The following is a 12776-nucleotide window of genomic DNA, read 5'->3' as shown; positions in this document are numbered from 1 at the left end:
CGCAGCGCAATCTACACAACAAGCTCGAGGCTTAAGGGCGGGTGCGGCTTGCGGTCCTCCCCCGATGATCAGTCGGGGACTATCGCCTCTTTGGAGACGGGAGTCGACATACAAGGGCGGGTGCAATCCGCGGCTTTTCAGCGTATCTGCGCGGGCTCCACCCGTCCTACGAGGTCTCACGTAAACCGTGGGAGCGAGCGGGGCTGCCATCAGCCATGCTCGCGATGGACTCGTGCACCGAACAGAAGGGTATTGCTCGGACTAATCGCGAGCATGGCTCGCTCCCACAGAATCGTTTTCCGCAGCAGGAGGTACCGCCATAAAAAAACCGGAAGCGAAGGCTTCCGGTTTTTGGTTTCGGGTACTCGCTGGGATTACAGGATGTTCAGCGGGTACTCGACGAACACGCGCAGATCTTCCATGTTGCCCGTGGCGATGTCGGCGGTGCGACGGGTGCCCCAGCGCACGCGGAAGCTTAGGTCCTTGGCTGGACCGTCTTGCAGCACGTACTTGGCCTCGACGTCGCGCTCCCACTCTTTACCGTTGCTGCTAAGTGTGGTGTTGAAGTCGGTACCTTTGATGTAACGAGTCATGAAGGTCAGGCCCGGTACGCCGAATGCCGCCATGTTCAGGTCGTAGCGAGCTGCCCAGGATTTTTCGTTCTCCTGGTTGAAGTCCGATACCTGCATGGAGTGTGCGGTGTACATGGTGCTGTTACCGTCTGGGCCATACACGTAGCCGCCATCACCGGTGACACGCTGGTGCGACAGCGTGAAAGTGTGCGCGCCTGTTTTGAAGGCGGCAGCCAAGCTGTAAATCTGGTTGTCGAGCTTTTCACCATCCCATGCGCGGGACAGGCCAAGGCCGTCGCTCTTGGTGTCGTACATGTTGAAGTCAACGATGAACGCCTGGGTGTCCGACAGCGGCATCGAGTAGTTCAGGTTGCCGTAGTACTTGCGGAAGTAGTCTTCGGTCTCGGCCCAGTAGGCGCTACCGATAAGATCCTTGCTGAACTTGTAGGTACCGCCGGCAAGGTCGAGCGACTTCATGCCTGCGCTATCTCTTGAAGACTGGTTACGGTTGCTCAGTGCCGTGAAGTGGCCCGCGTTAAGTGTCAGTCCTTCGATTTCGTTGCTGGTGACCAAGCCACCGGTGACCGACTCAGGAAGCAGGCGGCTGTCGGAAATCGCGAGTACCGGCAGGGATACCATCTGGTTACCGTATTTGAGCACGGTGTTGGAAATCTGCAGTTTGGCGGCTGCGCCGGCCAGTGCCTGGTCGTCCTTGGCTTCGCCCGCGTCGTTGATTTCCAGCAGCCCAGTGCCGACACCATTGCGGCCATCGCCCGAGTCCAGCTTGATGCCCACCAGGCCGAATGCATCCACACCGAAGCCGACGGTGCCTTGTGTGAAACCGGAGCTGTAGGTGGTGATAAGGCCATGGGCCCATTCTTCACCGTAGCTCTTCGTGCCATTGCGTTGGCCGTGTTTGAAATCACGGTTCATGTACATGTTGCGGTTCAGGACCTTGAGCTTGCTGCCTTCAACGAAGCCCTTGGCTTCAGATTGCTGACTGGCGACAGCCATTTGGCTGACAGCTGCGGAGATAGCCAGCGCGATCAGGCTGCACTTCTTGACTTGCATATGGGGTGCTCCAAGCGGTGTGTGGACAGACTCTGGAAGAAGAGATGCCGTGTCGTTTCTAGTGATGCCGAAGCGTGATCGTGCGGTCTTGGTGATCCGTTCTCAGGAGTCGCCGCTTCGGTTGAAACCTCTCTATACAAAATCCGCGCCATGCTCTGCGGCAGGTGTTGTGGCGATAATTTGCGGTCTTGCGCCGCCATGCGGTTTGACAAAAGCCCTGTTGTGGACTTGTTCGGCCACCCTTTGCCCCAGAGTAGGGCGGCCAGTTCCGTCTTAGGCCAGGGTCACGCCCGTGCGCGGGTCTTTTGCCAGTGCGGCCATTACTTGCTGGAGCTCTTCCAGCGTAGCGCCTTCCAAGTCCAGCAACGGGGCCCGTACCGAACCGCCCTTGAAGCCGCGCAGGTTCATCGCAGCTTTGGTCATTTGTGGTTTTTGCTGGTTTCAGCAGCTCATTCTTGTGCAAAGAAAAAGGCGCCCGCGCGGGCGCCTTTTTCACAATTGCAGTGAGTTAGAGAATGCTGAGCGGGTACTCGACGATCACGCGCAGGTCTTCCAGATTTCCGTTGTCGATATCGCTGCTGCGGCGAGTACCGTAGCGCAGGCGCATGCTGAGATCCTTGGCTGGACCATTCTGCAGCACGTACTTGGCTTCAATGTCACGCTCCCACTCTTCGCCATCGTCGGTGTTGTCGTTCGTGAAGTCGGTGCCTCTGATGTAGCGGCCCATGAACGTCAGGCCCGGTACGCCATAGCCCGCCATGTTCAGGTCGTAGCGGACGCCCCAGGATTTTTCGTCTTCGCGGTTGAAGTCGGAGATCAGTACCGAGTGCGGCGTGAACATCGTGCTGCCGCCATCGATGTCATACACATAGCCGCCATCGCCGCTCACGCGCTGGTGTGACAGCGTCAGCGTATGAGCACCGAACTTGTAGCCGACAGCAAACGAATAGAGGCGGTTATCGAGTTCGTCCTCATCCCAGGCGCGGAACCGACCTTCGCCATCGCTCTTCGTGTCGTACATGTTGACGTCGAAGATCAGGCTTTGAGTATCGGAGAGCGGGGCGACGTAGTTGATGTTGCCATAGTACTTACGAAAGTAGTCTTCGGTCTCGGCCCAGTAGGCACTGCCGGAAAGCTTTTCAGTGAACTTGTAAGTGCCACCGAAGAAGTCGGTCTTGGTCAGCCGCATGCTGTCCTGCATGGACTGGTTGCGGTTGCGCAATGCCGTGAAGCGACCCGCATTCAGGGTCAGGTCCTTGATCTCGTTACTGGTGACCAGCGTGCCGATGACGGTCTCGGGGAGCAAACGGCTGTCTGAGATCGCGAAGATGGGCAGGTTTGGCAATTGATTGCCGTACTTGATGACGGTGCTGGAAAACTGCGCTTTGACGGCGGCGCCGGCGATGGAAAATTCATCCTTGGGATCGCCGTTGTCTTTGACTTCCAGCATCCCCGCGCCGCTACGGCCTTGGCTGGAATCGAGCTTGAGCGCTACACCCGCGTAAGCATCGAGGCCGAAACCGACGGTGCCTTGCGTGAAGCCGGAGTTGAAGGTGGTGATGAAGCTGTGGCCCCACTCCTCGACGTAGCTCTTACCAGCCGAGTTGGAGTCGCCGTTCTTCCAGTCGCGCTGCATGAACATATTGCGATTGAGGACATTCAGCTTGCTGCCCTCGGCGAAGCCCTTCGCTTCAGACTGTTGACTGGCGTGTGCCATTTGTAGTGACGCGGCTGCAACAGCCACGGCTATAACGCCCTTTCTTATTGTTTGCATTGCATGTGCTCCATGGGTGAATTGCCTGTCAGCTCTTTGTCTGACGTTATTGAAATTGTTGAGTGGCGATTTGGAGCGCCTTGTCCGATTGGCTTGCGGTCGTTGACCGGAGTCCGTTCGGCTTTTTATTCGTGGGCCGGAGCTTCGCCTAGATTTCTTTCACAAAGCTTTCATTTTTCTTATGAGCTAGTGAGTGCCGCACGACCTTACTCATATCTCGTTGAACCGAAAGGGTTTGCGTGACGTCTGTAATTTGATGGCACACGGACATGATCCATGTCGCGCTTGGCCTATCGAGCCCTACTGAGGCTCATCTGGAAACTTGCGGGAGGCTGCTGCAGTGCTGTTCTGGCGCCCCTGTATGAGGACGTACATCATGCTCAAAACCTACGGCAAGGTTCTGCTCAGCGCTGCTGCGTTTGTTGCGGTACTTGCTTCGCTCGTGCACTGGATTACCCCCGAAACCCTGCACGCCCAACGCGAAAATCTACTGTTCTATCTGCAAGCTCACATACTACTGGTCGCCGCCTCGATGCTGGCGGCGCTGGCCGTAGGTATCCCTTCGGGCATTCTGCTCAGCCGCCCAGGTCGTGAACACAGCGCCGAGCGCTTTATGCAGATTTTCAACATCGGCAACACCGTACCGCCGCTTGCGGTACTGGCGATTGCTTTGTCGGTTATCGGGATCGGCAATGGGCCCGCCATCCTGGCACTGTTCCTTGCCTCACTACTGCCAATCGTGCGCAACACCTATGAGGGTTTGCGCAATGTGCCAGGTTCACTGAAAGAAGCCGCGACCGGAATTGGGATGACGCCCAATCAGGTGCTCTGGAAGGTCGAGCTGCCCAATGCCGTGCCGATCATCATGGGGGGTGTCCGTATCGCGCTGGCGCTCAACGTCGGCACTGCACCGCTTGCCTTTCTCATCGGCGCCAACAGCCTTGGTAGCTTGATCTTCCCTGGCATCGCACTCGATAACCATCAGTTGCTGCTACTAGGCGCCGCTGCCACCGCTTTGCTGGCGCTTCTGCTCGACGGACTCGTTGCCACGGCAAGCCGCCTATGGTTGGAAAAAGGCCTACCTCGCTGATTTCGCTTAAGGCGAATGCCGGCCTGGCCGGTTCGAAGGAAACCCGTAATGAAGAAGTCCATTTTGTTGATGTTCGCCGGGCTGCTACTTGCAGGCACGGTGCAGGCTGCCGGCGGACCTGTCCGCATTGGCGCCAAGGTATTCACCGAGCAAGCCGTGCTTTCAGAACTGACGGCGCAGTATCTGGCTACGAAGGGTTATCGGCCGGAAATCGTGGGTGGGCTGGGCAGTACCATCGCCTGGAACGGCCTGAAAAGCGGCCAGCTCGATATCACTTGGGAGTACACGGGGACTTCGCTCGTGGCCTACAACAAGATCACCGAACGTCTCGATCCCCAGGCAACGTACGAACGCGTGAAGGAGCTCGATGCGAAGAACAACGCGATCTGGCTCACCCCTGCGCGTTTGAACAACACCTATGCCATGGCGATTTCTAAGGAGATCGCCGAAGAGTATCCACAGATCCAGTCCATCAGTGACCTAGCCAAGGTGCTGGAAAGCGAGCCAGATAAGACGCACCTGTTCGCGATGGATATCGAATTCGCCAACCGTTCCGATGGATTGGAAGGGCTGAACAAGCAGTACGGCATGAGCTTCACCCGTAATGAAATCCGCTCGATGGATCCCGGGCTGGTCTTTACAGCGCTCAAGAACGGCCAGGTGTTTTGCGGCATGGTCAACACCACGGACGGACGTCTTGAGGCGTTCGGCCTGAAGATCCTGGAAGACGACAAGAGCTATTTCCCGGACTACACCGCGGCCCCCGTTGCCAACAAAAGCTACCTGGAGAAGAACCCTGAAATCGCCGAGCTGCTCAAGCCGTTGGCCGAAAGCCTCGATGACGAAACCATCCAAGGGCTTAACGCCAAGGTCGATATAGAGCGCCTGAGCCCTGCCGCGGTGGCTGCGCATTACCTGCGCGAAAGCGGCCTTATCGAAGGAGGACGCTGATATGGATATCTGGACGTCACTGAGCAACATCAACTGGGCTCAGATTGCGTTTCTGACGTGGCAGCACATCTACCTGGTCGGCATCGCCGTGGGCCTGGCGATCCTCATCGGTGTGCCGCTGGGCATATTGATGACACGCTTTCCCTGGCTCGCCGGGCCATTGCAAGGTGCCGCGACCGTGGTATTGACCATCCCCGCAATCGCGATCTTCGGATTGCTGTTGCCCATCTATTCCATCTTCGGCCAAGGCCTCGGCCCGTTGCCGGCGGTTACGGCGGTGTTCCTCTATTCGCTGCTGCCCATTCTGCGCAACACCTACCTCGCGCTGGCCAGCATCGAGCCTGGCATCCGAGAAGCGGGCAGCGGTATTGGCATGAGTTTTTGGCAGCGCTTGCGCATGGTCGAACTGCCGATCGCCGTACCGGTGATCCTGGCGGGCGTGCGTACCGCCGTGGTGATGAACATTGGCGTCATGACCATTGCCGCCACCATCGGCGCCGGTGGCCTGGGCGTACTAATCCTGACATCCATTTCTCGCAGCGACACGGGGGCACTCGTTGTTGGAGCCGTGCTCGTCAGCTTGCTGGCCATCGTCGCCGATCTCTTATTGCAGCGGTTGCAACGGATCCTCACGCCACGCGGTTTGCGTACGCGCTGAGTCCTGATCCACAACCTATTAGTCGAAGGTATTCGCCATGATTCAACTCGATAAGCTCACCAAGAAATTCCAGCAGAAGGGCAAGGACATTACCGCGGTCGACTCCGTCAGCCTGACCGTCGACGAAGGCCAGATATGCGTGTTCCTCGGCCCATCCGGCTGCGGCAAGAGCACCACCCTAAAGATGATCAACCGGTTGATCGAACCGACTTCCGGTCGCGTGTTCATCAATGGTGAAGACACCACGGGCATCGACGAGGTGACCCTGCGCCGCAACATCGGTTACGTGATCCAGCAGATCGGTCTGTTCCCGAACATGACCATCGAGGAAAACATCACCGTCGTGCCCAAGCTGCTCGGCTGGGACAAGAAACGTTGCCACGAGCGGGCGGTGGAGCTGATGAGTATGGTGCAGCTCGAGCCCAAGCAATACCTGTCGCGCTATCCGCGCGAGCTTTCGGGCGGTCAGCAGCAGCGTATCGGCGTGATTCGCGCGCTGGCAGCCGAGGCTCCAGTGTTGCTGATGGACGAGCCATTCGGCGCGGTGGACCCGGTCAACCGAGACGCGATCCAGAACGAGTTCTTCCAGATGCAGCGGGCGCTGAACAAGACCGTGATCATGGTCAGCCACGACATCGACGAGGCCATCAAGCTGGGTGACAAGATCGCCATCTTCAAGGACGGCAAGCTCTTGCAGTTCGATCATCCCGACACCTTGCTGGCTCACCCGGCTGACGATTTTGTCAGCGGCTTCGTTGGGCAGGACAGCACGCTCAAGCGGCTACTGCTGATCAGAGCGGAAGACGCAGCAGACAACGCGCCTTCCATTAAAGAAGACACCTTGATCGGTGACGCGCTGGAGCTGATGGAAGAGCATGACCGCCGTTATATGGTCGTTACGGACGCTGGGAACAAAGGGCTGGGTTACATCCGCCGTCGTGATCTGCGTGGGCAAACCGGCCCAGTGAAGCCATACCTGAAGCCGTTCGCGACCACCGCCGCGCACGATGAGCACCTACGTATCCTGTTGTCGCGGATGTACGAGTTCAACAGCTCGTGGTTGCCGGTGCTCAGCGCCGAGAATGACTTCCTGGGTGAGGTCACGCAGGAATCGATCGCCGATTACCTGAGCTCGGGCCGGTCGCGGGGCAAGACCACCATCGTTTCGCCCGCGGAGCAGGTGGCAGAGTGAGTTTGCTCTGACCTGCGTTCAGATCTGGACTCCGTAGGGGCGACTTTAGTCGCCTCTCCAATTTATGCGTGGTGCGCTTGCGTTGCTTGCGATGTGCCACGCCGCTAAGGCAGAGCGCTGCCCGGCCGCCTTTAAAGGTGCGGTCGGGGCTTCAAATCGACGCGCCTCTCGTCAACGCGCCTTCGATCGCCCGGTGTCTTCTACCCGGTGCCGTTTCCGCTGAACTTCACTACAATCCTGCCGCCATCGGGCCGGATGCCATCATTGCCCCGTCATTCCTGAACTATAGTGATGGGCATCATGATGCCGCCTGCTTGGAGCACGCAGGTGCCCGAATGTGCATACCGATAAATAGAAAGCCCCACGGAGCGAGCCAATGAAGGTCATCAACCGTTTTTCCCAACTTTTCGCCGCCATGGCATTGGCCGGTGCGGCCTCGTACAGCGTTGCCGCTGACACCATTCGTATTGGTATTGCCGGCCCGGTTACAGGGCCCGTGACGCAGTACGGCGATATGGTCCGTGCCGGTGTCGATCTCGCCGTCGAGCGCATCAACGCTGCGGGTGGGGTCGATGGTGCGAAGCTCGAAGCGGTCGTTTATGACGATGCGTGCGATCCCAAGCAAGCGGTTGCGGTGGCCAACAAGGTCGTCAACGATGGCGTGAAATTCGTGGTCGGCCACGTGTGCTCTAGCTCGACCCAGCCGGCGTCGGATATCTACGAAGACGAAGGCATCATGATGGTCACGCCGTCGGCCACCGCGCCGGGCATCACGTCGGATGACAAGAAGCTGATCTTCCGTACCATCGGCTTAGACAACCTGCAGGGCCCGGTCGCGGGCAAGTTCATCCTGGCGAACTACAAGGACGCCACCATCGCGGTGCTGCACGACAAGCAGCAGTACGGCGAGGGCATCGCCACCGAAGTAAAAAACACCATCGAAGCAGGTGGGGCGAAAGTTGCAGTCTTCGAAGGCCTGAACGCCGGCGACAAGGACTTCAACTCGCTGATTTCCAAGCTCAAACGCGCTAACGTCGACTTCATCTATTTCGGTGGCTACCACCCGGAAATGGGGCTGCTGCTGCGCCAGGCCAACCAGGCGGGTCTGAAAGCCCGTTTCATGGGGCCTGAGGGTGTCGGCAACAGCGAAATCACCGCCATTGCCGGTGACGCCTCCGAAGGCATGCTGGCGACACTGCCGCGCGCGTTCGAAACGCTGCCGCAAAACAAGGAACTGGTCGACGCACTGAAAGCGAAGAAACAGGATCCGAGCGGCATCTTCGTCCTGCCGGCGTACTCGGCCGTACAAGTCATCGCGCAAGGCATCGAGAAAGCGGGTGACACCGATCCGGAAGCGGTCGCCGACGCGCTGCGTGAAGGCAGCTTCGAGACGCCTACTGGCGCACTGTCCTTCGATGAAAAGGGCGACCTGAAGGACTTCGACTTCGTCGTCTACGAATGGCACAAGGACGGTAGCAAGACCGAAGCCAAGTAAGATCCGCGCGAGCCGATCGTCCTGCTCACGCGCCAAGCGCCTTTTGGCGCCCGATGCGGGGTAAGCAGGGCAGAGGTTTGCGATTGGACGCATCGGGGCGACGCTGCGTGAGCTGGATGTTCGCGGGGCGCGCCTGATGTGATTGGCTCATTCGAACAACCCAAGTGCAAAGCCGGGGCTTCCCGGCTCTGTCGTTTCATGTGTCTGCAACGCTTGCCATGCCTTGCCGTTCGGCACCTCAGGAAACATCGATGCCTGACCTCTATCACTACCTGCAACAGTTGGTTAACGGCCTGACTGTCGGCAGTACCTATGCCCTGATCGCCATCGGCTACACGATGGTCTACGGCATCATCGGCATGATCAACTTCGCCCACGGCGAGGTGTACATGATCGGTTCTTACATCGCCTTCATCGCCATTACCTTGCTGGCGATGATGGGCCTCGACAGCCTGCCGCTGATCATGGTTTGCGCGTTCGCCGCGAGCATGATCGTCACCAGCGCCTTCGGCTACAGCATCGAGCGAGTCGCCTACCGACCGTTGCGCGGCGGTAACCGGTTGATTCCGCTGATCTCGGCCATCGGCATGTCGATCTTCCTGCAGAACGCCGTGATGCTGGCGCAGGACTCCAAGGAAAAAGCCATCGCTAACCCGCTGCCAGGCAGCTTCGTCTTTGGCGAAAGCTCCATGAACGGCGTCGTGATCTCCTACATGCAAGTTCTGATCTTCGTCGTCACGTTCCTCGCCATGTTGGGGCTGACGCTGTTCATTTCGCGTTCGCGCCTCGGGCGCGCCTGTCGTGCCTGCGCCGAAGACCTGAAGATGGCCAACCTGCTAGGCATCAACACCAACAACATCATCGCGTTGACCTTCGTGATCGGTGCCGCCCTCGCCGCGGTTGCAGCTGTGCTGCTGGGCATGCAATACGGCGTGATCAACCCGTACCTTGGCTTTCTCGCCGGTATCAAAGCGTTTACCGCTGCCGTATTGGGCGGCATTGGCAGCATTCCAGGCGCGGTCCTTGGCGGGCTCGTACTCGGTGTGGCCGAAGCGTTCGGTGCGGATATCGTCGGTGATCAGTACAAGGACGTCGTGGCCTTCGGCTTGTTGATTCTGGTGCTGCTGTTCCGACCTACCGGCATCCTCGGTCGCCCAGAGGTGGAAAAGGTATGACGCGCAATCTCAAGACCGGGCTCTTCAGTGCCGTATTGCTGATGCTCATTTCGTACCCGATTCTCGGCCTCAAACTCAGCGTGGTCGGGATTCGTCTGCAGGTGGAGGGCGCCAGCGCCGAAACACTGTGGATCATTGGCGGCGCGGCGCTCGCGATTCTGCTGTGGCACCTTCTGCTGCGTGACCGTTTGCTCGGCTCTGGCCTTGCGAAAGCCGCATTGCCAAGCTTGCCCGAAGGCTTCAAGCATTCGATGACGCTGCCTCACGTGCAACGCTGGATCATGTTCGGGCTGCTGGTCATTGCGCTGGTGTGGCCGTTCTTCGGCACGCGCGCGGCCGTGGACATCGCCACGCTGATGCTGATCTACATCATGCTCGGGGTCGGCTTGAATATCGTGGTTGGTCTCGCCGGCTTGTTGGATCTGGGCTACGTCGGCTTCTACGCCGTGGGCGCCTATACCTACGCGATGCTGGCTGAGTACGCCGGTTTCGGCTTTTGGACCGCGTTACCTATCGCCGGCCTGACGGCGGCGACCTTCGGTTTCCTGCTCGGCTTTCCGGTCCTGCGCCTGCGCGGGGATTATCTTGCGATCGTGACCCTTGGGTTCGGCGAGATCATCCGCATCATGCTGCGCAACCTCACCGAGTACACGGGTGGCCCGAACGGTATTAGCGTTGCCAACGAGAACAAGCCGACCCTGTTCGGTATTTCGTTCGAGCGCCGGGTGCCTGAAGGCGTGCAGACACTGCATGACCTGCTCGGTACGTCCTACAACTCGATGTACAAGGTCATCTTCCTTTATCTGATCGCGCTGTTGCTGGTGGTGCTGGCCCTGTTCGTCATCAATCGCCTGATGCGTATGCCTATTGGTCGTGCCTGGGAAGCCCTGCGTGAGGACGAAATTGCTTGCCGTGCGTTGGGACTCAACCCGACCACGGTGAAGCTGTCCGCATTCACCATCGGCGCATCGTTCGCGGGTTTTGCCGGCTGTTTCTTCGCGGCGCGCCAAGGCCTCGTCACGCCCGAGTCCTTCACGTTCATCGAGTCGGCGATGATTCTGGCGATCGTCGTGCTGGGCGGCATGGGGTCCCAGCTTGGGATCATCTTCGCTGCGGCAGTCATGGTGATGCTCCAAGAAATTCGCGACTTCAACGAATACCGCATGCTGATCTTCGGCTTGACGATGATCCTGATGATGATTTGGCGTCCGCAGGGGTTGATCCCCATGCAGCGTCCGCACCTGGAGCTCAAGCCATGAGTCGTCCGATTCTGCAGGTCAGTGACCTGTCGATGCGTTTCGGTGGCCTGCTGGCCGTCAACGGTGTGAGCCTGACCGTGCAGGAAAAGCAGGTCGTGTCGATGATTGGCCCGAATGGTGCCGGTAAGACCACCGTGTTCAACTGCCTGACCGGTTTCTACAAGCCAACTGCCGGCAAAGTCGTGCTCGGTGGCGAAGAAATCCAGGGGCTGCCCGGCCACAAGATCGCTCGCAAGGGCGTCGTTCGGACGTTCCAGAACGTGCGGCTGTTCAAGGAGATGACGGCGGTCGAGAACCTTCTGGTCGCCCAGCATCGCCACCTGAACACGAACTTTCTGGCAGGCTTGTTCAAGACGCCAGCGTTCCGCCGCAGCGAGCGAGAAGGCATGGAGCACGCCGCGTACTGGCTGGACAAGGTCAACTTGACCGATGTCGCCAACCGCTCTGCCGGCACGCTGGCTTACGGTCAGCAACGCCGTCTGGAAATCGCTCGCTGCATGATGACCCGACCGAGCATTCTTATGCTCGACGAGCCTGCTGCGGGTCTGAACCCGCGCGAGACAGAGGACCTCAAGGCGCTCATCGCCATGCTGCGCGACGAGCACGGTGTGACTGTGCTGCTGATCGAGCACGACATGAAGCTGGTCATGAGCATTTCCGACCACATCTTCGTGATCAACCAGGGCACGCCGCTTGCCGACGGCACGCCACAACAGGTCCGCGACAACCCGGACGTCATCAAAGCCTACCTGGGGGAAGCGTGATGCTGTACTTCGATAACGTTTCCACCTTCTACGGCAAGATCCAGGCGCTGCACGGCGTCAGTGTCGAGGTTCGTCAGGGCGAGATCGTCACGCTCATCGGCGCGAATGGAGCGGGTAAGTCCACACTGCTGATGACCCTGTGCGGAAATCCGCGCGCGGTCAGTGGCAGCATTCGCTATCAGGGTGAAGAGCTGGTCGGCATGGACACGCCGGAGATCATGCGCAAGAGCATCGCCGTCGTGCCGGAAGGCCGCCGCGTGTTCGCGCGTCTCACCGTGGAGGAGAACCTAGCCATGGGCGGCTTCTTTGGTAGCAAGCGCGACAACCAAGAGCAGCTCGATAAGGTGCTGCATCTGTTCCCGCGTTTGAAAGAGCGCTTTGCCCAACGCGCGGGAACCATGTCCGGCGGCGAGCAACAGATGCTCGCCATCGGGCGCGCCCTGATGAGCAAGCCAAAGCTGCTGTTGCTGGATGAGCCTTCATTGGGGCTTGCACCCATCATCATCCAGCAGATATTCGAGATCATCGAGCAGCTGCGCCGTGACGGCGTGACCGTGTTCCTCGTCGAGCAGAACGCCAATCAGGCGCTCAAGCTCGCGGACCGTGGTTATGTGCTGGAGAACGGTCGGATTGTGATGCAGGGCAGCGGGGATGAGCTCTTGAACGACCCGAAAGTGCGGGATGCGTATTTGGGGGCGTAGCCTCCCGAATGACGCGCCATTTAAAGGCGATCGCCAGCAAGCTGGCTCCTACAGAACAGCGCAGATTTCCTGTA

Annotated in this window: 12 protein-coding genes; 9 read left to right on the top strand and 3 right to left on the bottom strand. The window is 59.0% G+C overall.

Translation table 11 applies throughout. The annotated features are described in order from the left end of the window. Positions 1-374: 374 nt before the first annotated feature. From IEY47_RS18970 to IEY47_RS18960, 3 genes are all read right to left on the bottom strand, one after another. Entirely contained in the window at positions 375-1643 is a 1269-nt protein-coding gene (locus IEY47_RS18970; protein ID WP_188985618.1) for an OprD family porin, read from the bottom strand. Positions 1644-1916: 273 nt separating this feature from the next. Further along, entirely contained in the window at positions 1917-2066 is a 150-nt protein-coding gene (locus IEY47_RS18965; RefSeq protein WP_188985616.1) for a hypothetical protein, read from the bottom strand. Between the two features lie 85 nt (positions 2067-2151). Then, positions 2152-3417, bottom strand: a complete 1266-nt coding sequence (locus IEY47_RS18960; RefSeq protein ID WP_188985615.1) for an OprD family porin — start codon at positions 3415-3417, stop codon at positions 2152-2154. 376 nt (positions 3418-3793) lie between these two features. Here IEY47_RS18960 and IEY47_RS18955 point away from each other — a divergent pair, with 376 nt between their 5' ends. From IEY47_RS18955 to IEY47_RS18915, 9 genes are all read left to right on the top strand, one after another. After that, complete coding sequence (locus IEY47_RS18955) at positions 3794-4507, top strand: ABC transporter permease (RefSeq protein WP_188985613.1); 714 nt, start codon at positions 3794-3796, stop codon at positions 4505-4507. A gap of 48 nt (positions 4508-4555) precedes the next feature. Then, on the top strand, positions 4556-5458 hold the full coding sequence (locus IEY47_RS18950) for a glycine betaine ABC transporter substrate-binding protein (RefSeq protein ID WP_188985611.1): 903 nt from the start codon (positions 4556-4558) through the stop codon (positions 5456-5458). A 1-nt stretch (position 5459) separates the two neighbouring features. Further along, the gene (locus IEY47_RS18945) at positions 5460-6116 is read left to right on the top strand and encodes an ABC transporter permease (RefSeq protein ID WP_188985609.1); all 657 of its coding nucleotides are present in this window, start codon (positions 5460-5462) and stop codon (positions 6114-6116) included. Positions 6117-6153: 37 nt separating this feature from the next. Continuing rightward, positions 6154-7308, top strand: coding sequence for an ABC transporter ATP-binding protein (locus IEY47_RS18940; RefSeq protein ID WP_188985607.1), 1155 nt, complete (start codon positions 6154-6156; stop codon positions 7306-7308). Between the two features lie 376 nt (positions 7309-7684). Continuing rightward, positions 7685-8803 (top strand): branched-chain amino acid ABC transporter substrate-binding protein, encoded by a 1119-nt coding sequence (locus tag IEY47_RS18935; RefSeq protein WP_188985605.1) that lies wholly within the window; start codon positions 7685-7687, stop codon positions 8801-8803. A 251-nt stretch (positions 8804-9054) separates the two neighbouring features. Beyond that, positions 9055-9978, top strand: a complete 924-nt coding sequence (gene livH / locus IEY47_RS18930) for a high-affinity branched-chain amino acid ABC transporter permease LivH (RefSeq protein ID WP_188985603.1) — start codon at positions 9055-9057, stop codon at positions 9976-9978. Next, positions 9975-11237: a high-affinity branched-chain amino acid ABC transporter permease LivM gene (locus IEY47_RS18925; RefSeq protein WP_188985601.1), complete on the top strand. Its 1263-nt coding sequence runs from the start codon at positions 9975-9977 to the stop codon at positions 11235-11237. Before livH ends, IEY47_RS18925 begins: the two co-directional genes overlap by 4 nt. Further along, entirely contained in the window at positions 11234-12001 is a 768-nt protein-coding gene (gene livG, locus IEY47_RS18920; RefSeq protein WP_188985599.1) for a high-affinity branched-chain amino acid ABC transporter ATP-binding protein LivG, read from the top strand. The genes IEY47_RS18925 and livG overlap by 4 nt, the downstream gene beginning before the upstream one ends. Beyond that, positions 12001-12702 (top strand): ABC transporter ATP-binding protein, encoded by a 702-nt coding sequence (locus IEY47_RS18915; protein WP_188985597.1) that lies wholly within the window; start codon positions 12001-12003, stop codon positions 12700-12702. Before livG ends, IEY47_RS18915 begins: the two co-directional genes overlap by 1 nt. Positions 12703-12776: the final 74 nt, after the last annotated feature.

The organism is Pseudomonas matsuisoli (assembly GCF_014647635.1).
Taxonomy (GTDB): domain Bacteria; phylum Pseudomonadota; class Gammaproteobacteria; order Pseudomonadales; family Pseudomonadaceae; genus Pseudomonas_P; species Pseudomonas_P matsuisoli.
The sequence above is the reverse complement of the archived record's forward strand: the minus strand, read 5'-3'. Positions and strand labels throughout refer to the sequence as shown.

Excerpts from the sequence above, each read along its gene's own strand:
- livG (WP_188985599.1), top strand. The coding sequence starts at position 11,234 with ATGAGTCGTCCGATTCTGCAGGTCAGTGACCTGTCGATGCGTTTCGGT.
- livH (WP_188985603.1), top strand. The coding sequence starts at position 9,055 with ATGCCTGACCTCTATCACTACCTGCAACAGTTGGTTAACGGCCTGACT.
- IEY47_RS18970 (WP_188985618.1), bottom strand. The coding sequence starts at position 1,643 with ATGCAAGTCAAGAAGTGCAGCCTGATCGCGCTGGCTATCTCCGCAGCT.
- IEY47_RS18945 (WP_188985609.1), top strand. The coding sequence starts at position 5,460 with ATGGATATCTGGACGTCACTGAGCAACATCAACTGGGCTCAGATTGCG.
- IEY47_RS18955 (WP_188985613.1), top strand. The coding sequence starts at position 3,794 with ATGCTCAAAACCTACGGCAAGGTTCTGCTCAGCGCTGCTGCGTTTGTT.
- IEY47_RS18935 (WP_188985605.1), top strand. The coding sequence starts at position 7,685 with ATGAAGGTCATCAACCGTTTTTCCCAACTTTTCGCCGCCATGGCATTG.
- IEY47_RS18940 (WP_188985607.1), top strand. The coding sequence starts at position 6,154 with ATGATTCAACTCGATAAGCTCACCAAGAAATTCCAGCAGAAGGGCAAG.
- IEY47_RS18960 (WP_188985615.1), bottom strand. The coding sequence starts at position 3,417 with ATGCAAACAATAAGAAAGGGCGTTATAGCCGTGGCTGTTGCAGCCGCG.
- IEY47_RS18925 (WP_188985601.1), top strand. The coding sequence starts at position 9,975 with ATGACGCGCAATCTCAAGACCGGGCTCTTCAGTGCCGTATTGCTGATG.
- IEY47_RS18950 (WP_188985611.1), top strand. The coding sequence starts at position 4,556 with ATGAAGAAGTCCATTTTGTTGATGTTCGCCGGGCTGCTACTTGCAGGC.
- IEY47_RS18965 (WP_188985616.1), bottom strand. The coding sequence starts at position 2,066 with ATGACCAAAGCTGCGATGAACCTGCGCGGCTTCAAGGGCGGTTCGGTA.
- IEY47_RS18915 (WP_188985597.1), top strand. The coding sequence starts at position 12,001 with ATGCTGTACTTCGATAACGTTTCCACCTTCTACGGCAAGATCCAGGCG.